Source organism: Nocardioides sp. CCNWLW239 (assembly GCF_037137035.1).
GTDB lineage: Bacteria > Actinomycetota > Actinomycetes > Propionibacteriales > Nocardioidaceae > Nocardioides.
In genome coordinates, this window is record NZ_JBBBNW010000003.1 from 394848 (window position 1) to 414882 (window position 20035).

A 20035-nucleotide genomic window follows, 5' to 3' on the forward strand; every position below is an offset into this window, starting at 1 on the left:
CGGCCACGGTCACGAGGCCCCGGAGTGGCAGGGGATGCGTACGTCCACGGTCGAGGGCGCCAGCCTGAAGGTCGAGGACGTCGAGGAGGCGATGAAGGACGTCGTCGACCCCGAGCTCGGCATCAATGTCGTCGACCTCGGGCTGGTCTACGGGATCCACGTCGAGGACAAGTCCAACGTCGTCCTCGACATGACCCTGACCTCGGCCGCCTGTCCGCTGACCGACGTCATTCAGGACCAGACCTCGCAGGCCCTGGAGGGCATGGTCAACGACGTGCACATCAACTGGGTCTGGATGCCGCCGTGGGGCCCGGACAAGATCACCCCCGACGGCCGCGAGATGTTGCGCGCCCTCGGCTTCAACGTCTGAGACCCACCGACCTGGGAGCTCTGATGTCACGCCCGTGACACCAGAGCTCCCACGTCTTTTTCAGGCAACTCGTCCAGCCTTAGCGATCGCCTCCTGGCTGCGCTTGTAAGGCTTTCGTCCCGGCGTTCTAGGGGTCTCGCGCGCCTTGCCGCCCTCCAGGAGGACGCCTCCCCACACGCCGTACTCGCGGCGTGCCAGCCCGAGGTCGAGGCAGATCTGCCGCATCGGGCAGGTCGCGCAGATCTGCTGAGCCTCGGCGAGCTGGGTGAGGTCGTCGGGATGGAAGAGCTCCGGGTCCTCGTCCACGCAGGCCCACTCGTCCGTCCGCGGAGTCGGGTGCTTCAGAGTCAGCTCGTAGGTCTTGGAGCTGAAACCCTCTCCGACAAGTGTGATGATCTCCATCTCGTTCACCTCCTGGTGATGCTGCTGAACATGAGAAAGGGCCGCTCCCGTCGATCGGAGCGGCCCTGGTCGGTGCGGTGAGCACCTACGTCTGCTGCGGCTCCATGCGCGCAAACTTCACGTCCTGGGCCGGTCGACCCAGGACGTCGTAGGTGTTGATGCATTCGCGCATGTCCACCACGCTACTGATCGGATTCCTGCGCGGCCACTGGTTTGTTTGACAGGGTGAAGCCATGGACGTGACCGCCCGCACCGCAGCCAACCGCCGCCTGCTCGCAGACTTCTTCGACAGCCTCGACGAGGGTCAGCTGGAGGCGCAGAGTCTCTGTTCGGCCTGGACGGTGAGGGAGGTGCTGGGCCACAGCGCGATGCCGTTCTCGGTCGGGATCGGGCGCCTGCTGTGGCGTACGTTGCTGGCCGGCGGCTCCATCGACCGGGCTGCCGCCTCGATCGCCGAGGAACAGGCGCAGCGTCCGGTCGCCGAGCTGACCGGGCTGCTGAGGACGTACGCAGAAAAGCGGGTGCCGGCGCCCGGGGTCGGACCGATGGGGCAGTTCACCGACCATTGCATCCACCTACGAGACTGCGCCAGGCCGCTCGGCCTCGATGCCGATGTCCCCCTCGAGGACTGGCGTGAGGTGCTCGACTGGCTGCCGACGAAGCAGGCTTCGCTCGGGGTGGTTCCGAAGGGGCGACTCGACGGGCTCGCGCTGCGCGCGACCGACCAGGACTGGTCGTGGGGTTCGGGAGAGGACGTCGCCGGTGCCAGCGAAGCCCTGGCGATGGCGCTCTCCGGCCGGTCGGTCGCGTTGGCGGATCTGGACGGGCCCGGCGTGGCGACCTTGCGGGAGCGTCTCGGCTGACCGAGCCGATCGGCAGGTAGGCTCCGCGGACGTGGAGGCTCCTGGTCGGATCTGGTTCGGTTACATCGCCGCAGTGGGGATCGCGGTGATCGGGCTGATCACCTTGGACCCGCTCGCGTTCGTGCTGGCCCTCGCCGTGCTCGGCGCGACCGTCTTGGGGGAGTGGTACCGCGGCCGGCAGGCCGCGCTCGCCGCCGCTGCGCAGGACGCCGGCCTGCCTGATCTGGTCCCACGCTGGGCCCGGGGCTGGGCCTACTCCCGCGGCTTTCCGCGTCCTGCGGAGGTGCCGGGAGGCGTACGTGTCGAGGTGGGGGAGCCGGGTCGCCGGGTCGAGTGGGTGGCGACCGATGACGCGGACACGCTCGCCGGGCTCATCGACACGGTCCGGGCCACGCCCGAGGCGTGGTTGTCGGTGGTGACCGACTCGCCTGCGGGCGTGCGTCCCTGGTTCGTGGAGGGCGGTCTGGAGGCAGGCGACGGCGAGGAGACGCTGATGTCGATCGAGCTCGCCGACCATGCGGACCGGCCGTTCCCCGAGGGCTATCGGGCCGAGGTGGAGCGCGACGGCGGCGTCATCGCGGTGACCGTCCGCCCGGAGGACGCTGCTGAGGTGGCAGCGGCCAGCGGGCGGATCGCGGTGATCGGCGTCGACGCCGTCGCCGACCGGATCCAGACCGACCCCGATCACCGGCGTCGCGGCCTCGGCGGTGCGGTGATGAGCCTGCTCGCTTCGTCCGCCCGTGAGGCCGGTGCCGTCCATGGTCTCCTGGTGGCCAGCGAGATGGGCGAGCCTCTCTACGCCGGTCTCGGCTGGCATGTCGAGGCCCGCCTGGTGACGGCGCGATCCGCCACGCCGCGCACGTCGGCCGAGTCCCGGCACGGCTAGCGTCAACTGTGGTTGAGTGTCGCCTATGAGCGACGACGCCGTGATGGTGCCCAACGATCCTGAGCAAGAGGCCGAGGTTGCCGCGTTCTGGGAGGACGTCAAGCATCACGCCCACCTCAGTGCCGCGCCGGGCTACTTCGGTGCTTCCCCGCTGGAGGCGCTGCAGCCGCCGGCCTGGGCGTTCGGCGGCACGCCGGAGGAGGCCGACGGTCTGCTCGAGCTCGTCCTCGAGGGCGTGAAGACGGCCACGGCCACTGCCGAGTGGGACTTCGAGAGCGGCGACGAGCCGTTCCCGACCGTCGGGGGGATGAGCATCATCCTCGACGGCGCCGGCCACCCGCGGGCGCTGATCGCCACGACCCAGGTCGATGTCGCTCCTTTCAAGGACGTCCCCGAGGAGTTCGCCCGGATGGAGGGCGAGGGCGACCTCTCGCTCGAATACTGGCGCGAGGTGCACGAGCGCTTCTTCACCGAGTTCGCCGGTCTCGACCACGAGTTCAGCGAGGACATGCCGGTCGTGATGGAGCAGTTCGAGCTCGTCTGGCCGAAGCCTGAGTGACCCGCCGCGTGGGCGAGCAGCGGGCCCGTCTCGATGTGGGGGAGTGGTACCTCGACGACGCCGAGCTTCAGCGGCTCCGCCGCGACTGCTGGCGTCGGCTGGATCTCTACAACGCCGCCGGCGCGGACGATGACGAGGTACGTCACCAGGTGCTGTGTGACCTGCTCGGCGAGGTCGGCGCCGGTGTCGAGGTCGTGCCCCGCTTCCAGTGCTCCTACGGATTCAACATCAGCCTGGGAGACCGGACGTTCGTGAACGCCAACGCCTTCTTCATGGACGACGCACCGATCCGCGTCGGAGCCGACGTACGCATCGGTCCTGGTGCACAGTTGGTGACCGCTCTTCACCCGGTCGATGATCCGGACCTGAGACGTGAAGGCTGGGAACGGGCGTTGCCGATCGAGATCGGCTCCAACGTGTGGCTGGGCACGAGCGTCACGGTCGGCGCAGGCGTGAGGATCGGTGCCGACTCCGTGATCGGCGCAGGAAGCGTCGTGCTGAGCGACGTGCCAGATCGGGTCGTCGCGGCGGGAACACCGGCGAGAGTGATCCGGGAGGTCGGATGATGGGCTCATGGCGCCGACTGAGCTGACCGACCGGGTCCGGGAGATCTGTCTCCGGTTCCCGGAGAGTTCCGAGCGGACGACCCATGGTGCGCCCGGGTTCTTCGTGAGGAAGCAGTTCGTGATGCTGTGGCCGCAGGGGCATCACGGGCGCGACGAGCCGCATCTGTGGGCGGCCGCTGCGGCCGGGGTGCAGGACGAGGTCGTCGGCGCGGAGCCCGAGCGCTTCTTCGTACCTCCCTATGTCGGTGGCCGCGGGTGGGTGGGCATGCGGCTCGACGGCGAGGTCGACTGGGACGAGGTCGCCGAGATCTGCGAGGACGCCTACCGGCATATCGCGCCTTCGCGACTGCTGCGTGAGCTGGACGGGTAGCGTACGGACATGCCCAATGTCGCCGTCCCGGTCGCTCGGATCCAGCGTTGGGTCGACAACTTCGCCGGGCGACACGGCGATACTCTGCTGTCGGTCGACTCCGGGGCGCTGACCGGCGCTGCTGAGGACGGCTCCTCGTTCATCGCGACGCTGCCGTTCGAGAAGACGTACGTCGGTCCCGCCGAGGTCGAGGCGTTCATCGCCGCCTCCTCCCCGCCGCGGGACTGGGGCCTTCTGCTGGTGCGTAAGGGTGGTTTCGCGATCGCTCGGATGAGCGGCGGCGACGTCACCGACCACAAGATCGGGCGACGACACGTCCAGGGGAAGACCAAGGCGGGCGGGTGGAGCCAGCAGCGTTTCGCCCGGCGCCGAGCCAACCAGGCCAGCGCGGCGTACGAGGCGGCGGCCGAACACGCAGCGAGGATCCTCGAGGGGCTCGCCGGGCCACTCGTCACCGGAGGTGACCACAGCGGCGTCGACGACGTCCTCGGGGACCGGCGGCTGAGCGCGCTCACCGTCACCGGCCCGTGGCTGGCCGTGCCGGACCCCAACCGAGCGGTCCTCGATCAGGCCATCGAGGACGCGCAGAAGGTCCACATCGAGGTCCTGAACGCCGACGGCTGACCTCTCGGCGTCAGAGATCGACGCTTCGGCTGGTCAGGGAAGCTGCCAGACCCCGGGGGCGGCCTTGGTCATCAGGCCCTCTGCCAGAAGCTTCTGGCGGGCACGCCGGGCGGCGTAGCGCCAGCGGAGCTCGCCCTCCGGAGTGGTCTCGAAGTCGCCGGGGAGGAGCTGGTCGGCCAGCTGGGCCTCCAGCTCGTCGAGGACGGCATCGGCCTGCATCGAGCCGCCGGCGGACTCGAGGACCTCGAGGATGAGCGGCGCGAACTCGGCCGGCGGGGTCCACTTGCGCGGAGCGGACTTGGTGACGACCTTCGGCGCGGAGCCGGCCGCGCTCGTGGTCGTCTTGCGCACCCGGGTCGTCGGCTTCGTGGCCCGCTTCGCGGGGGGAGTCGGAGTCGGCGGGGCCGGAGGCCGCCCGTGGATGCACTGGGACTTCGGAAGGTCGCACAGCTCGCAGTAGTCAGTCTCGGACATCGGTTGCCACGATATCCCGACTCACTGGGATACCGTCATTCGTATGTGGCAGCCCGACCCCGGGTGGCTCGTCCTTCCCGGAGGCACCGGACCCTCCACGCTGGGGGTCTGGCGCACCGCCGTGGGCGAGGACCCGGTCGTGATCAAGCGGCTCGGGCAGCCTGGGACCTACGATCCGGTCGAGCTGAGCCGCCGGCGACACTTCGCCTACTGGCGGCGGGCGGCGGACGTCGCCACCTCGGGTCTGGTCGACGACACCCCTGGCATGGTCGGCCCGCGCACGAGCGTCAGCGAGGACGACCAGGGCATCACCCTGACCACCGACTGGGTTGAGGACGCCGCCAACTCCGGTCTCTTCGCGGCGCTCTCGATGGGCCGCTTCGCCGGCGCCGATCTCGGCGAGGTGCGCTGGTTGGCGCGCGACCAGTTCCGCGACCGGATGGCGCGGGTGGAATACAACGGCGGCTGGCCGACCATGATGCGCACGACCGCCGCGGACATCGCCCACACCCTCTGGGAGCGTCGCGGGCGGTTCACCGACCTTCTCGACCAGCTCCCGCAGGTCGCCCAGCACGGCGATCCCGCGCCGCAGAATCTCCTCGGCCGCACCGAGGACGGCGAGCGGCTGGTCGCGATCGACTGGTCGAGCCTCGGCCACGGCCCTGTCGGCGGTGACCTCGGGCTCTATCTGCTGCATGCCCGGGAGTCCTTCGAGCCGCTGCTGGAGGCGTACGTCCTGGGGTTGCCGCCCGGGATCGCGACCCGGGAGGAGGTGACGCTCGGTGCCCAGATCAGCGCGGTCTACACCGCGCTCAGCAGGGCCGAGTGGGCGTTGAGCCGGGTCACGCCGGGGGAGGGGCCGCTGCTCGCGAAGTTCCGTCATCCTGCGGTCGCGCCCCATCTGCGTACGCTGCAGAAGCAGGCGCCGCTGGTGGAGGCGCTGCTCGAGATGTGAGCCGCGCCCCCACGTCAGCGGTCACGGGTTGTCGAGATCCCGCGCCTTGAACGTGTCGCAGTCGGCGATCGAGTCGGTGGTCATGCCCTTGCGGAACCAGGCGATGCGCTGCTCGGAGGTGCCGTGGGTGAACTGCGAGGTGTCGACGCGGCCGGTCGTCCTCGACTGGATGTGGTCGTCGCCGACGGTCTTGGCCGCATCGATGCCCTCGGTGATGTCCTGGTCGGTGATGTCCTCGACGAATCCGTCGTTCTCCGCCGCTGCGGTCCACATGCCGGCGTAGCAGTCGGCCTGCAGCTCCAGGCGTACGGCGTCGGACTCGGGGCCCTGCTGGGTGCGGACCCGACCCATGGTGCCGAGCAGGTTCTGGATGTGGTGGCCGTACTCGTGGGCGAGCACATAGGCGCGTACGAAGGTGGTGTCCTGGCCGCCGAGCTGCTCGAAGATCGAGTCGAAGAAGGTCGGGTCGAGATAGATGGTCTGGTCGGCCGGGCAGTAGAACGGCCCGACGGAACTCGATGCGGCGCCGCAGCCGCCGGTCTGGACCTGGTCGGCGAAGACGTGGACCGACTGCTCGGGCCGGAACCGGCCGGCGAGGTCGCGCTGGGAGTCCCAGTAGCCGGTCATCGAGTTCTCCAGCGCCACCAGCGCACAGGTCTCGTCGTTGTTGGCGTCGTCCCCGGTCCTGCACGACCCGAAGTCGCCGGTCTCGCCGCCTTCGGCTCCCTGCATGCCACCGAACGTGCCCGTGCCGATGGAGGACGAGCTGCCCCCGTCCCCGGTGAACTGGGGGCCGACGCCGGTGCACTGGGTGATCACGAAGAAGAGCAGCAGCACGATGACGGTGCCGATGCCGCCGCCGGCCTTGCCGCCAGGGATCGGGATCCGGGCACCGCCTCCGCCGCCGAACCCGCCGCGGCCACCGCCGCCGGAGGTCCGGCTGGTGTCGAGTCTGGCCTTCGGGTTGAACCGCATCTCTGTCCCCCTGGAGGTGGTGATGTGTGGGGCCGAGCGCCCCGCCCATACACTAGTGACGGATATGATCACTGCCCATGACCTAGAAGTCCGCGTCGGCGCTCGACTTTTGATGGAGAACGTCACATTCCGCGTCGGACCCGGCGACAAGGTCGGGCTCGTCGGCCGCAACGGCGCCGGGAAGACGACCCTGACGAAGGTGCTCGCCGGCGACCATCTGCCTGCCAACGGAACGGTGTCGAACACCGGCGAGATCGGCTACCTCCCCCAGGACCCGCGGGTCGGCGACCCCGAGGTGATCGCGAAGGACCGGATCCTGTCCGCGCGCGGCCTCGACGACGCCGTACGCCGCATGCGGATCGCCGAGGAGGAGATGGGCTCCGACGATCCGAACGTGCGTGAGAAGGCGATGAAGCGCTACCAGCGCGCCCACGACGAGCTCGACGCGGGCGGTGGCTACGCGGCCGAGACCGAGGCCTTGCAGATCGCCCAGTCGCTCGGCATCCCCGACCGGATCATGACCCAGCCGCTCAAGACGCTCTCGGGCGGCCAGCGCCGCCGGGTGGAGCTCGCGCGCATCCTGTTCTCCTCCGCCGAGGTGCTGATCCTCGACGAGCCGACCAACCACCTCGATGCCGACTCGATCGTCTGGCTGCGCGACTGGATGAAGTCCTACAAGGGCGGCTTCATCGTGATCTCCCACGACAACGATCTGCTCGCCCAGACGGTCAACAAGGTCTTCCACCTCGACGCCAACCGCGAGGTCATCGACATCTACAACATGCCGTGGAAGCAATACCTGGTCCAGCGCGAGACCGACGAGGCCCGGCGCAAGCGCGAGCTGATGAACGCGCAGAACAAGGCCAAGACGCTCACCGACCAGGCCAACAAGATGCGCGCCAAGGCCACCAAGGCGACCGCTGCGCAGAGCATGCTCAAGCGTGCTGAGAAGATCATGGCGGGCGTCGAGGGCGAGCGGCAGCAGGAGAAGGTCGCCGCGATCAAGTTCCCCTCGCCCGCGCCCTCCGGCAAGACCCCGCTCACCGCCAACGATCTCTCCAAGTCCTACGGTGCCCTGGAGGTCTTCACCGCCGTCGACCTGGCCATCGACCGGGGGACGCGCGTGGTCATCCTGGGGCTCAACGGCGCCGGCAAGACCACGATGCTGCGGATCCTCGCCGGTGTCGACCAGCCCGACACCGGGCAGGTCGTGCCGGGCCACGGCCTCAAGGTCGGCTACTACGCCCAGGAGCACGAGACGCTCGACACCAAGCGGTCGGTGCTGGAGAACATGCAGTCCGCCGCGCCGCAGCTCACCGACACCGAGGCCCGCACCGTGCTCGGCGCGTTCCTCTTCAGCGGTGACGACGTGCACAAGCCCGCCGGAGTGCTCTCCGGTGGGGAGAAGACCCGGCTGGCGCTGGCCTCCCTGGTCGTCTCGGCGGCCAACGTGCTGCTGCTCGACGAGCCCACCAACAACCTCGACCCTGCCTCCCGCGAGGAGGTGCTCAACGCGATCCGCCGCTACGAGGGCGCGATCGTGCTGGTCACCCACGACGAGGGCGCCGTGCACGCGCTGGAGCCCGACAAGGTGCTCATCCTGCCCGACGGCGTCGAGGACCTGTGGAACGAGGAGTACGCCGACCTGGTCTCGCTCGCCTGACCCGCCGCCGACTCGGCATCAGGAGAGGGTGCGCACGAACCGCACCGGCATCGAGGTCGGGTAGCGGTAGGAGAGCGAGTCGGTGTTGCGCTCGACCTGGTCGGCCGGCACCGCGAGAGAGACCTCGGGAAGGCGCTCCAGGACGGTGCGTACGGCCGCCTGCACGATGATCGTGCCCGGCCGCTGTGCGGGGCAGGAGTGCGGGCCGGCGCTCCACGACATGTGCGCCCGGTTGCCGATCTCCAGCCACGGGTCGCCGCCGGTCATCAGCGGGTCGACATTGGCGGCTGCGATGCACGGGACGACGGCGTCACCCCTGCGGATCAGCTGACCGCCGAGCTCGACGTCGCGCAGCGCGAAGCGCGGGGTGATGTTGTAGCACGGTGGGTCACGCCACATGACCTCCTCGATCGCCTGGTCGACGTCGAGACGACCGCCGCGCAGCCGGCCCGCGAACCGCTCGTCGGAGAGCATCAGCAGCAGGGTCTGGGTGATGGTCGCGATGGTCAGCTCGTTGCCGGCGATGATCATCACGATCATCGCCTCCATCACCTCGTTGTCGTCCCACAGACCGGGGTCGTCGATCAGGTGCGAGGTGAGGTCGTCGCTGGGATCCATCCGGCGCCTGGCGATGTGGTCGACGATCTCGACGGCGAGCTCGATGACGCCTTCCTGGGCGAGCTGGCCGCCACCGAGGACCTTGTGGGCGGCCTTGCGCATCGAGTCGCCGACCTCGGGGCCCATGCCGAACATCGCGGCGACCGAGAGGAGCGGGATCAGCACCGCGTAGTCCTGGACCAGGTCGGCCTCGCCCCGTTCGAGCATGTCGTCGACGAGACCGTTGCAGATGCCGCGTACCTTCGCGGCGTAGCCGTGCTCGTCGACCCGGGAGAGCGCTCGGTCGATCGGCGACCGCAGCCGCCGGCGGAGCTCACCGTCGTTGTGGAAGGAGTTCTGCCGGGTGGTCACGAACGGATAGATCGGCATGTCCGGCAGGATCTTTCCCTCCTGCACGGCGCTCCAGTTGTCGCCGTTGCGGGAGAAGACGTCCTCGTTGCGGATGACCTCGCTGAACTCGGCATAGCCCATGGCGAACCAGACGCGTACGCCCGGGGAGAGCTCGCCGGGAGCCACCGGACCCCACTCGGCTCGGAGCTTCTCGTGCACCTCCCGCGCCCGCGGGCCGACGGTCTCGGGCGCCTGGGTGAGATCGGTGAGCTCGGAGAGACGTACGGTGCGGGTCATCGCGATGGGCCTGTTCGTCGGGGTGGGGGCGGTGCGTCTTCAGGGCGTCTTCAGGGCGTGGCGGACGAGGGCGGCGAGCGCACGGGCGCAGGCGTTACGGCTCTTGGCGTTGCACATCACGATCGGCGTCTCGTCGTCGAGGTCGAGCGCGGCGCGGATCTGTTCCGGCTCGTAGTTCGGCGCGTCCGGGAACTGGTTGATGGCGACCACGAACGGCAGTGACGTACGCGTCTCCAGCTGGTCCAGCACCTCGAAGGAGTCGGCGAGCCGGCGGGTGTCGACCAGGACCAGCGCGCCGGCGGCGCCCTCGGCGAGGCCGGACCAGAGGTCCCAGAAGCGCCGCTGCCCGGGCGTGCCGAACAGGTAGAGCGCGATCTCGTCGGTCAGCGTGATCCGGCCGAAGTCCATCGCGACCGTGGTCGTCGTCTTCTCCGGGGTCGCCCCGACCTCGTCGATGCCTTCGCTGGCCTGAGTGATCGCCTCCTCGGTGCGGAGAGGATCGATCTCGCTCACCGAGCCGATCAGCGTGGTCTTGCCGACCCCGAAGGAGCCGACGACCAGGATCTTGACCGACTCGACCACCGTGGGGGCCAGATAGTGGTTGTCAGAGGTGGTTGAGAGCATGCAGCACCTTCTGGAGGGTTTCGCGGGAGGGGCCCGTTGCGGCGTCGCTGTCGGGGCGGATGCCGATCAGGCCGGCGTCGATCATGTCCGAGGCGATCACCGCGAGAACGCTGACCGGCTGGCCGAGGTGGACGGCCATCTCGGCCATGGAGATCACACCGAGGCACTGGGAGAGGACCTCGCGCTCCTGGCGACCCACCGAGGCGGGCGCGGCCGAGGGACTGGTGTGGCCGATCAGCAGCGTCGCCGGAGTCAGCCGGTGGGTCGGGCGCGCGCGGCCGCCGGTCCGGACGTAGGACCGGATCGGATGGTCGACGTAGTCGTCGTCAGCGGGCATCGGCTCGGTTCGGCGTGGCTCAGCTCGAGCGTCTCGGGGTGCTCATCGCGCGCTCCCCGATCATCAGGACGGTCGCCTGCATCTGCTGGGCGACCAGCGCCGGGTCGATGCTCATCTCGGTGACCACCGCGAGTCGCGAGCCGTCCCCGGCGCCGCGGATGAACAGGAAGCCACCGTTGAACTCGACCATCACCTGGCGTGGCTGGGCGTCGACCCCGAACTGGCGGCTGATCCCGTGACCGAGCGAGGTCAGGCCGGCGCACGCCGCGGCCAGCTTGTCGGCCTCCTCGCGCGGGGTGTGGCTCGTACGGACCCGGACGAGCCCGTCAGCGGAGAGGACCACGACATGACGTACGCCGCGTACCCCCGCGACCAGCTCCAGCATCCAGCTGTTCTCATCGGTCATGGTTCCTCCAGTGGTTCTCGGGTGCGGAAGCGGTCTCCGCGGTGGTGGCCGGGGTGCCGAGGAAGCTGCTCATCCAGGCGCCTGCCTGCTCGGCGGTCGGCTCCGGGCGGGGTGGGACGACCTGGCCGACCGGTTGCTGTCTGGTCGCTGGCTGTCCGGTCGCGACGCGCTGGCCGCGCTTGGAGCGGCGCTGCGGCAGGCCGTCGGAGGTGAACAGCGACGGCTCGTGCTGCTCGTGCTGCTGGGGGACGGGGATCGACGGCGGCGTACGCGGCGTCGCCTCCTCCGAGTCGGCCGGGATCAGCGGGGTGATCATCGCCTCGGGGACGAGGACGGCGACCCGCAGGCCACCGTGGACGGACTCGGTCAGGTCGACGCGGAACCCGTGGCGGCGTACGTAGGTGCCGACCACCGCCAGACCGGTCTGCGGGATCTCGCCGAGGTCGTTCAGGCGAACCGGCCGGGCGCCGGAGGCGATCTCCCGCATCCAGGCCAGGTTGGTCTCGTCCATGCCGACGCCGGCATCATCGATCTCGAGGGCCGCCCCGCGGCGTACGGAGCGGATCGTCACCAGCACCTCCGTCGCCGGAGGCGAGGACTGGGTCGCGTTGGCCAGCAGCTCGGCGACGAGATGGATCAGCGGCTCGACGTAGGCGCCCTGGACCGCGACCGGCGGGTCGCCGTCGACGCGGATCCGGCGGTAGGCGGTGATCCGGCCGGCAGCGCCGTGTACGACGTCGGCGATGGCGAGCGGGTCGCGCCAGTGCTGCCCGGGCTGCTCCCCGCACAGCGTGGCGATGCTCTGTGCCAGGCGTGCCTGCTGCGCTGCCGCGTGGTCGACCCGCATCCCCGCCTCGAGCACGTCCGGCTCGGCCGGGAACTTGGCGACCATCCGCGTCGACTCCTCCTGGATCCGGTGCGCCGAGGCCTGCACTTTGCGCGAGAGCGACAGCACCGCCACCCGCATCCCGGCCTCCCCACCCCTCCCTGCCGAGGCGTCAGGTACGTCGGCCGAGACGTCAGGTACGTCGGCCGAGACGTCAGGCACGTCGGCCGAGACGTCAGGTACGTCGGCCGAGACGTCATCCGGTGCCGCCTCGGCCGACCCAAGCGACGCTTCGGCCAGCGCGGGCGACGCCTCGGCCAGCGCGGGCGACGTCTCGGCCGACGGGGGCGACGCTTCGGCAGGCGCGGTGTCGTAGGCCATCGCGGTGAGCCAGAGGGTGAGGGCGACGACGGGTACGCCGGCGAGGAGCCAGACCCAGAACCACTGGTCACCGGAGGCGGTGACGAAGATGACGGGGGAGAGCGCGACGTAGAGGAGGATCGCGGTACTGCAGAGCCAGGGTCCGGCTCGGTCGAGCGGGACCAGTGATGGTCGGGTCATGTCAGGCACCTGGTGTGGGGGTGAGCTGTCAGGGCATGAACCCGCGGGTTCGGGGGGTGTCCTGGACCTTCCTGGTCCGGCCCCCGGCGACCGGCGCACACACGCGCCCCACTTCTTACCACCAACAGAGCGCTTGGTCACCTACAACCGGTGATTTTGACCATATTTGACCCGTTCACCTCGGCGAGGGCCGCGAGGCCGTGGGCGACTAAAGTGACCGGGTGTCACAAATGGGTCCAGGCTTCGGTGCCAGCGGCGGAGCGATGGGCGGCGGCGGGATCATGCGCAACCTGCGTGCCGACAGGACGGTTCTCGAGCGCGGACTGCCGAAGGGCACCCTGAAGCGCGTCATCTCCTACGCCGGGCCTCACCGAGCCCTGATCGGCGCGTTCCTGCTGTTCACGATCTTCGACGCTGCGCTCGTGGTGGTCACTCCGCTGCTGACTCAGCGGATCATCGACGACGGTGTGCTGGAGAAGAACGTCACGCTGGTCGTCTGGCTGGCAGCGGCGATGGCGCTGGTGGCCGTGGTCGACATGGCGTTCGGGGTCATCTCGGGTTGGCTCTCGACCCGGATCGGCGAAGGGCTGATCTTCGACCTGCGCACCCAGGTCTTCGGGCACGTCCAACGGCAGTCGCTGGCGTTCTTCACCCGCGCGCAGACAGGTGCCCTGGTGAGCCGTCTGAACACCGACGTGCTCGGTGCGCAACGCGCCTTCACCTCGACGCTGTCCAACAGCGTCTCCAACCTGATCTCGGTGGTCGTGGTCGGGGCGGCGATGCTGGTGCTGTCGTGGCAGGTGACGCTGCTGTGCGTCGCGCTGTTCCCGATCCTGTTCCTGACCTCACGCTGGGTCGGGCGCCGCCTGGCCGGACTGACCCGCGAGCAGATGGACGGCAACGCGGCGCTCGCGACCACCATGACCGAGCGATTCAACGTCGGTGGAGCGTTGCTGCTCAAGCTCTTCGGCCGCCGCGAGGAGGAGGATGTCGCCTTCGCCCAGCGTGCCGACGTCGTACGTCGCCTGGGGATCCGGATCGCCCTGCTGACCCGCATGTTCAGTGCGACGATGCAGCTGGTGCCGGCCCTGGCGACCGCCCTGGTCTACGGTGTCGGCGGCTGGATGGTGATCCGTGGCGACGTCACCCTCGGGACACTGACCGCGCTCGGTCTGCTGCTGGTGAGGCTGCTGGGGCCGCTGCAGGCGCTGTCCAACGTACGCATCGACGTGATGACCGCCCTGGTCTCCTTCGACCGCGTCTTCGAGGTGCTCGACCTGCCGTCGCTGATCCAGGAGAAGCCGGACGCGGCCGAGGTGCCACACGATGCCGCCTCGGTGCGGTTCCGCCACGTCGCCTTCACCTACCCGCGCGCGGACGAGGTCTCGCTCGCGTCCCTGGAGACGATCGCGCGGCCGGAGAGCCGCGAGGTGCGCGAGGTGCTGACCGACATCGACTTCGCCGCCGAGCCGGGCGAGATGGTCGCCCTGGTCGGTCCCTCAGGGGCAGGCAAGTCGACGATCACCCACCTGATCGCGCGGCTCTACGACGTACGTTCCGGAGCGGTCGAGGTCGGCGGCCTCGATGTGCGCGACGTGACGCTGGAGTCGCTCGAGGCAGCGGTGGGTTACGTAACCCAGGACGCCCACATGTTCCATGACACCGTGCGCGGCAACCTTCTCTACGCCCGGCCGGGTGCCTCCGACGACGACGTCTGGGCCGCCCTCGAGGCCGCCCAGATCGCGGCCGTGGTCCAGGCGCTCCCGGACGGCCTGGACACCGTCGTCGGCGACCGCGGCTACCGGCTCTCCGGCGGCGAGCGCCAGCGCCTCGCGATCGCCCGGCTGCTGCTGAAGGCGCCCCGCATCGTCGTGCTCGACGAGGCCACCGCTCACCTCGACTCCGAGTCCGAGGCCGCGGTGCAGACCGCCCTGGACGCCGCGCTGGCGGGACGTACCTCCATCGTCATCGCCCACCGCCTCTCCACCATCCGAGCCGCCGACCGCATCCTCGTCATCGAGGCCGGACGCGTCGTCGAGTCCGGAACCCACGAGTCGCTGCTCGCCGCCGGCGGGCTCTACGCGGAGCTCTACGAGACGCAGTTCCGCCGGTAGACGGTCACCGCTGGCCGCTGCGCTCTTTCTCGTACGCAGCCTGGTAGGCCGCCTTCACGGCCTGCTTCTGGGCGAGCTTGGCGGCCTTCTTGCGGGCGCGCTCATCGAGCTGGTCGTCGCCGTCCGGAGCGTCATCGTCTGGTGCAGGCTCGTCCCGGCGCTGGGTGCGCCGCTCGTCGTACATCAGGTAGAAGAACCCGGCGATCGCGAGGACGCCGAAGAACCACCACTGCAGGCCGTAGAAGAAGTGGGGGCCGTTGTCGAGCTCGGGGAGGTCCGCCTTGCGCAGCGGGGACGCCGGTGCCGGGGACTCGGTGTCGAGGTGGAGCCAGCCGGTCAGCAGCTCCTCGTCGAGCACCTCCGCGACCTGGCCCGAGGAGAGCGCGCGGGTGGCGTGGTAGCCGTCGACCTGGGCGACGTCGGTCGAGTCGCCGGTGCCGTCGGCGCGCACCCAGCCGGTGATCGTGACCTCCCCGGACGGCGGCGCGGGAAGATCCTCGAACTCGTCCTGCGACTCGGTCTGCAGCCAGCCGCGGTCGACCAGGACGGCGGTGCCGTCGGCGAGCACCAGCGGGACGACGATGTCGACGCCCTTCGCGTCGTCAGGGGTGCGGTAGCGCCAGATGATCGTGTCGTCGACCGCGTACGTCCCGGTGGCGGTCACTCGCCGCCACTCGTCCTCTTCGGCGACCTTCTCGCCCACGGACAGCACGTCGGTCACCGGCTCAGGCTCGGCGTGCTCGTTGGCGCGGACGATCTGGTTGCTGGCCTTGCGGTCCTCGAGACGGTCGAACTGCCACTGACCCAGCCACCACGTCCCGACGGCCAGGATCAGCACGAACACCGTGAAACCGGCCCAGCGTCGGCTGAGCAGGAAACGGAACGAACTCACCGTACGAGATTAACTGGCATGCGGTCGTGACTCACGATCCGGGTGCGGGCTGCCTAGACTGGTGTGATGACGACCTCCCCGACAGATCAGGTGCAGCAGAAGCTGGTCGACCGGTTCGGCCGGGTCGCGACCGATCTGCGCGTCTCGCTGACCGATCGCTGCAACCTGCGCTGCACCTACTGCATGCCGCCGGAAGGGCTCGACTGGATGCCCGGCGACGAGGTGCTCACCGACGACGAGGTCGTGCGGCTGATCGGGGTCGCCACCGGCCGGCTCGGGGTCCAGGAGGTGCGGTTCACCGGCGGCGAGCCGCTGGTGCGTCGCGGGCTGGTCTCGATCATCGGGCGCACCCGCGAGGTCGCTCCCGAGGCGGAGCTCTCGATCACGACCAACGCGCTCGGCTTGGCCAAGATGGCCGGGGCGCTCGCGGACGCCGGCCTCGACCGGGTCAACGTGTCCCTGGACTCGATCCGGCCGGAGACGTTCGCGGAGATCACCCGCCGCGACCGCCTGCACGATGTCATCGCCGGCCTGGAGGCTGCGGCCGACGCCGGCCTGGGGCCGATCAAGATCAACGCGGTCCTGCTGCGGGGCGTCAACGACGACCAGGCCGCCGAGCTGCTCGGCTGGTCGGTCGAGCGCGGCTACGAGCTGCGGTTCATCGAGCAGATGCCCCTGGACGCCCAGCACGGGTGGTCGCGGGACACCATGGTGACCGCCGATGACACGCTCGCCGCGCTGTCGGCGGCGTTCGACCTGACCCCGGCCGAGGAGCCTCGCGGCAGCGCCCCCGCCGAGCTCTTCTACGTCGACGGCGGCCCGGCCAAGGTCGGCATCATCGCCTCGGTCACCCGCCCCTTCTGCGGCGACTGCGACCGGGTTCGCCTCACCGCCGACGGGCAGGTGCGCGACTGCCTGTTCGCGCGCTCCGAGTCGGACCTGCGTACGCCGCTGCGTGCCGGCGCCTCCGACGCCGACCTCGCCGCGCGGTGGGTGACCGCGATGGCCGGAAAGCGCGCCGGACACGGCATCGACGACCTCGGCTTCCTCCAGCCCGACCGTCCGATGTCCGCCATCGGCGGCTGACCCCCAGCCGAGACGTCACCCGCGTCGGTCGAGTTGGCAATCCGCTGACGCCTCGGCCGACCGGAGTGACGCCTCGGCCGACGTACGTGACGCCTCGGCGGGGTCAGGAGCCGACGCGATCGAGGGCGTCGAGGACGAGGCGCCAGTAGGCATCGACGTCGAGGGTGAGCGCGACCTCGACGTTGGGCGGTCGGTCGAGGCGGCCGTGGAGGTCGACGACGGTGGCGCCCCGGGTCCAGCGGCCCTCGGTCTCCACCGCGACGAACGACTTGTGCCAGGTGATCAGGCCGGGATCGATGAGAGCGGCGATCGTGCAGGGGTCGTGGACCGGTGGGGCGGCGAAGTCGAAGACGTCGGAGTAGGTGCCGCCGAAGAAGCCCATCAGGTCGGCGCATGCTCGGCCGACCGGATGATCCATGGCCCGCATCCGCGCGACGACATCGCGTGTGGCCAGTGCCTGGTGGGAGAGGTTGAGCCCGACCATCCGGATCGGGAGTCCGCTGGTCAGGACGATGTCGAGGGCCTCGGGGTCGGCGTAGGCGTTGAACTCGGCGGCCGGCGTGGTGTTGCCGCGCTCGGTCGAGCCGCCCATGAACACGATCTCCGCGATGCGAGGGCCGACCTCGGGATGGTCGCGCAGCAGCCGTGCGACGTTGGTGATCGGGCCGGTGGCGACGACGGTGACGGGGTGCGGGGCGGCCAGGATGGACGCACGCAGGAACTCGACCGCCTCGCGCCGGTCCGGCGCAGCGAGCGGCTCGGGAAGGTCGGGCCCGTCGATCCCGGTCGCGCCGTGGATGAAGTCGCCGATGTGGGCCTCGCCGGCCAGCGGCGCCGCGGCGCCGGCAGCGACAGGCACCTCAGGCCGACGGGCCAGCGCCAGGATGCGTTGGGCGTTGTAGGTCGCCTTCCCCACCGAGCAGTTGCCGAACGTGGTGGTGATGCCTATCAGGTCGACCTGCGGGCTGCCCAGGGCGAGCAGGATTGCGATCGCGTCGTCGTGGCCGGGGTCGCAGTCGAGGAGCACGGGGATCGGGTTCATCGCACGACCTCTCATCGAGCACAGCTAGTGAGGGACGACGTCCTTGAGGAATCCGCGCGCGCCCAAGAAGTCGCTCAGCGACTCCTTGTGCGCCTCGCACGCAAGCCAGATCTTACGCCGATCGGGCGTGTGGATCTTGGGATTGTTCCACTGCAGCTCCCACGATCCGGAGTCCTGGCAGCCCTTGGCCGAGCACAGATCGGAGTCGAGCGCGCCCATCAGCGATCGCTCTTCTCGTCGAGCTGCTGCTGGTGTCCGCCGGTGAGCTGGGGTCGGCCGTAGGGCGAGTCCATGAGGTTCATCTCGTCGCTCTTGGTGTTGGTCGCGTTGGCCATGACGACCGCGACGTAGGGCAGGATCAGAGCCGCCGCGATCAGGATCGGCCACAGCCAGCCGATGCCGGCCAGCCCGGCGACCACGGCACCGATGAAGCACACCGAACGGATCGACATCGAGATGGCGTAGCGCTTCTGACGGATCGCGATGTCCTCGGCGCGGCTGCGCCCCGCGGTCGTGATCCTGATCGGTTGCGCCTTGGACATACTGCCAGTCTAGGTCGTCGCCGGTGGCGGGCGTTCGTTGGTGTGGTCCCAACAGGGGCGCTCCGAAAGACTTTGGATGGTTCTCACAAGCAAATCCAGGGCATTGGTCGTACGCCGAAGTAATCGCTACCGTCGCGCCTGTGACTGACAGTGAAATCCCCACAACCAAGGCACCCCGCTCGGTGCTCGTGACCGGTGGCAGCCGCGGCATCGGCCGGGCGATCGCGGAGGCCTTCGTCGCCAACGGCGACAAGGTGGCTGTGACCTCCCGCAAGGGTGGGGCTCCGGAGGGGGCCCTGGACCTGGTGTGCGACATCACCGACCCTGCCGCCGTCGAGGAGGCGTACGCCGCGGCCGAGGCCGCCCACGGGCCCGTCGAGGTCCTCGTCGCCAATGCCGGGATCACGAAGGACACCCTCGTCCTCCGGATGTCCGAGGACGACTTCACCTCGGTGATCGACACCAACCTGACCGCGTCCTTCCGGCTCGCCAAGCGCGCCTCGAAGGGGATGCTGCGGCTGCGCCGCGGGCGGATCATCTTCATCTCCTCGGTCGTCGGCCTGATGGGCAACCCGGGCCAGGTCAACTACGCTGCCTCGAAGGCCGGGCTGGTCGGTATGGCCCGCTCGCTCGCGCGGGAGCTCGGCTCGCGGGGGATCACCGCCAACGTAGTCGCGCCCGGTTTCGTGGAGACCGAGATGACCGCGGTGCTCACCGAGGAGCAGCAGAAGGCGATCACGGACCGGGTCCCGCTGGCGCGCTACGCGTCGCCGGACGAGGTGGCTTCGGCCGTGACGTGGTTGGCAGATGCGGGTTATGTGACCGGGGCCGTGATCCCGGTCGACGGCGGACTTGGAATGGGGCACTGATCATGGGTTTGTTGGACGGCAAGACTGTTCTCGTCGCGGGAGTCACGATGGACTCCTCGATCGGCTTCGCGGTGGCCAAGGTGGCCCAGGAGCAGGGCGCGCGTGTCCTGATCTCCAACTTCGGCCGCGCGCTGTCGATCACCAAGCGGATCGCGAAGCGGCTCCCCGAGGAGCCGCCGGTCCTCGACCTCGACGTGACCAACCAGGAGCACCTCGACGGTCTCGCCGACGTGCTCCGGTCGCACGGCGTCGAGCGGCTCGACGGGGTCGTGCACTCGATCGCGTACGGCAACCCCGAGACGCTCCTCGGCGGCAAGTTCCTCGACGGACCCTGGGACGACGTCTCCCAGGCGGTCCAGGTCAGCGCCTACTCGCTCAAGTCGCTCGCCATGGCGACCCGCCCGCTCCTGGGCCCGGGCTCGTCGATCGTGGGGCTGACCTTCGACGCGACGATCGCTTGGCCGGCGTACGACTGGATGGGTGTCGCCAAGGCCGCGCTCGAGTCGACCTCGCGCTACCTCGCCCGCGACCTCGGCCCCGACGGGATCCGCTGCAACCTCGTCTCCGCGGGTCCGCTCAAGACCCTCGCCGCCAAGGCGATCCCGGGCTTCGAGGAGCTCGACGAGGGCTGGGGCACCCGGGCGCCGCTCGGCTGGGACAACACCGACCAGGGCCCGACCGCCAAGGCCGTCTGCGCGCTGATCTCGGACTTCTTCCCGGCGACCACCGGTGAGATCGTCCACGTCGACGGGGGCTATCACTCGCTGGGCGCGTGAGGCCATAG

Annotated in this window: 25 protein-coding genes; 13 read left to right on the forward strand and 12 right to left on the reverse strand. The window is 69.7% G+C overall.

The window, feature by feature from the left end; translation table 11 throughout:
* Positions 1 to 34: 34 nt before the first annotated feature.
* A complete protein-coding gene (locus WBG06_RS13705; protein WP_336738063.1) occupies positions 35 to 370 on the forward strand; it encodes a metal-sulfur cluster assembly factor in 336 nt (111 codons plus the stop codon).
* A gap of 60 nt (positions 371 to 430) precedes the next feature.
* Here WBG06_RS13705 and WBG06_RS13710 read toward each other — a convergent pair whose 3' ends face one another.
* Positions 431 to 772, reverse strand: coding sequence for a WhiB family transcriptional regulator (locus WBG06_RS13710; protein ID WP_336737344.1), 342 nt, complete (start codon positions 770 to 772; stop codon positions 431 to 433).
* 233 nt (positions 773 to 1005) lie between these two features.
* Between WBG06_RS13710 and WBG06_RS13715 the strand changes: the two genes are divergently transcribed.
* The 6 genes from WBG06_RS13715 to WBG06_RS13740 are packed head-to-tail and all read left to right on the forward strand — an operon-like array spanning position 1006 to position 4640.
* Positions 1006 to 1635 (forward strand): maleylpyruvate isomerase family mycothiol-dependent enzyme, encoded by a 630-nt coding sequence (locus WBG06_RS13715; RefSeq protein ID WP_336737345.1) that lies wholly within the window; start codon positions 1006 to 1008, stop codon positions 1633 to 1635.
* A gap of 31 nt (positions 1636 to 1666) precedes the next feature.
* Complete coding sequence (locus tag WBG06_RS13720) at positions 1667 to 2521, forward strand: GNAT family N-acetyltransferase (RefSeq protein WP_336737346.1); 855 nt, start codon at positions 1667 to 1669, stop codon at positions 2519 to 2521.
* Between the two features lie 25 nt (positions 2522 to 2546).
* A complete protein-coding gene (locus WBG06_RS13725) occupies positions 2547 to 3080 on the forward strand; it encodes an ASCH domain-containing protein (RefSeq protein ID WP_336737347.1) in 534 nt (177 codons plus the stop codon).
* On the forward strand, positions 3077 to 3646 hold the full coding sequence (locus WBG06_RS13730) for a sugar O-acetyltransferase (protein WP_336737348.1): 570 nt from the start codon (positions 3077 to 3079) through the stop codon (positions 3644 to 3646). The genes WBG06_RS13725 and WBG06_RS13730 overlap by 4 nt, the downstream gene beginning before the upstream one ends.
* A 7-nt stretch (positions 3647 to 3653) precedes the next feature.
* The gene (locus tag WBG06_RS13735) at positions 3654 to 4016 is read left to right on the forward strand and encodes an MmcQ/YjbR family DNA-binding protein (RefSeq protein ID WP_336737349.1); all 363 of its coding nucleotides are present in this window, start codon (positions 3654 to 3656) and stop codon (positions 4014 to 4016) included.
* A gap of 9 nt (positions 4017 to 4025) precedes the next feature.
* Positions 4026 to 4640 carry an acVLRF1 family peptidyl-tRNA hydrolase gene (locus WBG06_RS13740; protein WP_336737350.1) on the forward strand — a complete coding sequence of 205 codons (615 nt, stop codon included), beginning with the start codon at positions 4026 to 4028 and terminating at the stop codon, positions 4638 to 4640.
* Between the two features lie 33 nt (positions 4641 to 4673).
* Here the strand turns inward: WBG06_RS13740 and WBG06_RS13745 are convergent, their stop codons facing one another.
* Positions 4674 to 5114, reverse strand: coding sequence for a hypothetical protein (locus tag WBG06_RS13745; protein WP_336737351.1), 441 nt, complete (start codon positions 5112 to 5114; stop codon positions 4674 to 4676).
* A 43-nt stretch (positions 5115 to 5157) separates the two neighbouring features.
* Between WBG06_RS13745 and WBG06_RS13750 the strand changes: the two genes are divergently transcribed.
* Positions 5158 to 6069 carry a phosphotransferase gene (locus tag WBG06_RS13750; protein WP_336737352.1) on the forward strand — a complete coding sequence of 304 codons (912 nt, stop codon included), beginning with the start codon at positions 5158 to 5160 and terminating at the stop codon, positions 6067 to 6069.
* 21 nt (positions 6070 to 6090) lie between these two features.
* Here WBG06_RS13750 and ypfJ read toward each other — a convergent pair whose 3' ends face one another.
* Complete coding sequence (gene ypfJ / locus WBG06_RS13755) at positions 6091 to 7044, reverse strand: KPN_02809 family neutral zinc metallopeptidase (RefSeq protein ID WP_336737353.1); 954 nt, start codon at positions 7042 to 7044, stop codon at positions 6091 to 6093.
* Between the two features lie 64 nt (positions 7045 to 7108).
* On the opposite strand from ypfJ, the gene WBG06_RS13760 reads away from it, so the two are divergent.
* Positions 7109 to 8707, forward strand: a complete 1599-nt coding sequence (locus WBG06_RS13760; RefSeq protein WP_336737355.1) for an ABC-F family ATP-binding cassette domain-containing protein — start codon at positions 7109 to 7111, stop codon at positions 8705 to 8707.
* An 18-nt stretch (positions 8708 to 8725) separates the two neighbouring features.
* On the opposite strand, the gene WBG06_RS13765 is transcribed toward WBG06_RS13760, so the two are convergent.
* From WBG06_RS13765 to WBG06_RS13785, 5 genes are read right to left on the reverse strand one after another with little or no spacing between them, the layout of a single operon-like run.
* The gene (locus tag WBG06_RS13765) at positions 8726 to 9952 is read right to left on the reverse strand and encodes a hypothetical protein (RefSeq protein WP_336737356.1); all 1227 of its coding nucleotides are present in this window, start codon (positions 9950 to 9952) and stop codon (positions 8726 to 8728) included.
* A gap of 39 nt (positions 9953 to 9991) precedes the next feature.
* The gene (locus WBG06_RS13770) at positions 9992 to 10576 is read right to left on the reverse strand and encodes a GTP-binding protein (protein WP_336737357.1); all 585 of its coding nucleotides are present in this window, start codon (positions 10574 to 10576) and stop codon (positions 9992 to 9994) included.
* Positions 10557 to 10913 (reverse strand): DUF742 domain-containing protein, encoded by a 357-nt coding sequence (locus WBG06_RS13775; protein ID WP_336737358.1) that lies wholly within the window; start codon positions 10911 to 10913, stop codon positions 10557 to 10559. Before WBG06_RS13775 ends, WBG06_RS13770 begins: the two co-directional genes overlap by 20 nt.
* Positions 10914 to 10932: 19 nt before the next feature.
* A complete protein-coding gene (locus WBG06_RS13780; RefSeq protein ID WP_336737359.1) occupies positions 10933 to 11319 on the reverse strand; it encodes a roadblock/LC7 domain-containing protein in 387 nt (128 codons plus the stop codon).
* On the reverse strand, positions 11309 to 12706 hold the full coding sequence (locus WBG06_RS13785; protein WP_336737360.1) for an ATP-binding protein: 1398 nt from the start codon (positions 12704 to 12706) through the stop codon (positions 11309 to 11311). Before WBG06_RS13785 ends, WBG06_RS13780 begins: the two co-directional genes overlap by 11 nt.
* Before the next feature lie 230 nt (positions 12707 to 12936).
* On the opposite strand from WBG06_RS13785, the gene WBG06_RS13790 reads away from it, so the two are divergent.
* The gene (locus WBG06_RS13790; protein WP_336737363.1) at positions 12937 to 14820 is read left to right on the forward strand and encodes an ABC transporter ATP-binding protein; all 1884 of its coding nucleotides are present in this window, start codon (positions 12937 to 12939) and stop codon (positions 14818 to 14820) included.
* A 4-nt stretch (positions 14821 to 14824) separates the two neighbouring features.
* Here the strand turns inward: WBG06_RS13790 and WBG06_RS13795 are convergent, their stop codons facing one another.
* On the reverse strand, positions 14825 to 15712 hold the full coding sequence (locus WBG06_RS13795) for an SURF1 family cytochrome oxidase biogenesis protein (RefSeq protein WP_336737365.1): 888 nt from the start codon (positions 15710 to 15712) through the stop codon (positions 14825 to 14827).
* Positions 15713 to 15778: 66 nt separating this feature from the next.
* On the opposite strand from WBG06_RS13795, the gene moaA reads away from it, so the two are divergent.
* Positions 15779 to 16798, forward strand: coding sequence for a GTP 3',8-cyclase MoaA (gene moaA / locus WBG06_RS13800; RefSeq protein ID WP_336737367.1), 1020 nt, complete (start codon positions 15779 to 15781; stop codon positions 16796 to 16798).
* 103 nt (positions 16799 to 16901) lie between these two features.
* On the opposite strand, the gene WBG06_RS13805 is transcribed toward moaA, so the two are convergent.
* The 3 genes from WBG06_RS13805 to WBG06_RS13815 are packed head-to-tail and all read right to left on the reverse strand — an operon-like array spanning position 16902 to position 18382.
* Positions 16902 to 17840, reverse strand: coding sequence for a nucleoside hydrolase (locus WBG06_RS13805; protein ID WP_336737369.1), 939 nt, complete (start codon positions 17838 to 17840; stop codon positions 16902 to 16904).
* A 24-nt stretch (positions 17841 to 17864) separates the two neighbouring features.
* Positions 17865 to 18059, reverse strand: a complete 195-nt coding sequence (locus WBG06_RS13810) for an acetone carboxylase (protein WP_336737371.1) — start codon at positions 18057 to 18059, stop codon at positions 17865 to 17867.
* A complete protein-coding gene (locus WBG06_RS13815) occupies positions 18059 to 18382 on the reverse strand; it encodes a DUF3099 domain-containing protein (RefSeq protein WP_336737372.1) in 324 nt (107 codons plus the stop codon). Before WBG06_RS13815 ends, WBG06_RS13810 begins: the two co-directional genes overlap by 1 nt.
* 140 nt (positions 18383 to 18522) lie before the next feature.
* Between WBG06_RS13815 and fabG the strand changes: the two genes are divergently transcribed.
* Both fabG and fabI read left to right on the forward strand, forming a co-directional pair.
* On the forward strand, positions 18523 to 19251 hold the full coding sequence (gene fabG / locus WBG06_RS13820; protein WP_336737373.1) for a 3-oxoacyl-ACP reductase FabG: 729 nt from the start codon (positions 18523 to 18525) through the stop codon (positions 19249 to 19251).
* 2 nt (positions 19252 to 19253) lie between these two features.
* Positions 19254 to 20027, forward strand: coding sequence for an enoyl-ACP reductase FabI (gene fabI, locus WBG06_RS13825; RefSeq protein ID WP_336737375.1), 774 nt, complete (start codon positions 19254 to 19256; stop codon positions 20025 to 20027).
* Positions 20028 to 20035 lie beyond the last annotated feature (8 nt).

Coding starts and splice junctions, on each gene's coding strand:
- WBG06_RS13705 (WP_336738063.1), top strand. CDS start 35: ATGCGTACGTCCACGGTCGAGGGCGCCAGCCTGAAGGTCGAGGACGTC.
- WBG06_RS13710 (WP_336737344.1), bottom strand. CDS start 772: ATGGAGATCATCACACTTGTCGGAGAGGGTTTCAGCTCCAAGACCTAC.
- WBG06_RS13715 (WP_336737345.1), top strand. CDS start 1,006: ATGGACGTGACCGCCCGCACCGCAGCCAACCGCCGCCTGCTCGCAGAC.
- WBG06_RS13725 (WP_336737347.1), top strand. CDS start 2,547: ATGAGCGACGACGCCGTGATGGTGCCCAACGATCCTGAGCAAGAGGCC.
- WBG06_RS13735 (WP_336737349.1), top strand. CDS start 3,654: ATGGCGCCGACTGAGCTGACCGACCGGGTCCGGGAGATCTGTCTCCGG.
- WBG06_RS13740 (WP_336737350.1), top strand. CDS start 4,026: ATGCCCAATGTCGCCGTCCCGGTCGCTCGGATCCAGCGTTGGGTCGAC.
- WBG06_RS13745 (WP_336737351.1), bottom strand. CDS start 5,114: ATGTCCGAGACTGACTACTGCGAGCTGTGCGACCTTCCGAAGTCCCAG.
- WBG06_RS13750 (WP_336737352.1), top strand. CDS start 5,158: ATGTGGCAGCCCGACCCCGGGTGGCTCGTCCTTCCCGGAGGCACCGGA.
- ypfJ (WP_336737353.1), bottom strand. CDS start 7,044: ATGCGGTTCAACCCGAAGGCCAGACTCGACACCAGCCGGACCTCCGGC.
- WBG06_RS13760 (WP_336737355.1), top strand. CDS start 7,109: ATGATCACTGCCCATGACCTAGAAGTCCGCGTCGGCGCTCGACTTTTG.
- WBG06_RS13765 (WP_336737356.1), bottom strand. CDS start 9,952: ATGACCCGCACCGTACGTCTCTCCGAGCTCACCGATCTCACCCAGGCG.
- WBG06_RS13770 (WP_336737357.1), bottom strand. CDS start 10,576: ATGCTCTCAACCACCTCTGACAACCACTATCTGGCCCCCACGGTGGTC.
- WBG06_RS13775 (WP_336737358.1), bottom strand. CDS start 10,913: ATGCCCGCTGACGACGACTACGTCGACCATCCGATCCGGTCCTACGTC.
- WBG06_RS13780 (WP_336737359.1), bottom strand. CDS start 11,319: ATGACCGATGAGAACAGCTGGATGCTGGAGCTGGTCGCGGGGGTACGC.
- WBG06_RS13785 (WP_336737360.1), bottom strand. CDS start 12,706: ATGACCCGACCATCACTGGTCCCGCTCGACCGAGCCGGACCCTGGCTC.
- WBG06_RS13790 (WP_336737363.1), top strand. CDS start 12,937: ATGGGTCCAGGCTTCGGTGCCAGCGGCGGAGCGATGGGCGGCGGCGGG.
- moaA (WP_336737367.1), top strand. CDS start 15,779: ATGACGACCTCCCCGACAGATCAGGTGCAGCAGAAGCTGGTCGACCGG.
- WBG06_RS13805 (WP_336737369.1), bottom strand. CDS start 17,840: ATGAACCCGATCCCCGTGCTCCTCGACTGCGACCCCGGCCACGACGAC.
- WBG06_RS13810 (WP_336737371.1), bottom strand. CDS start 18,059: ATGGGCGCGCTCGACTCCGATCTGTGCTCGGCCAAGGGCTGCCAGGAC.
- WBG06_RS13815 (WP_336737372.1), bottom strand. CDS start 18,382: ATGTCCAAGGCGCAACCGATCAGGATCACGACCGCGGGGCGCAGCCGC.
- fabI (WP_336737375.1), top strand. CDS start 19,254: ATGGGTTTGTTGGACGGCAAGACTGTTCTCGTCGCGGGAGTCACGATG.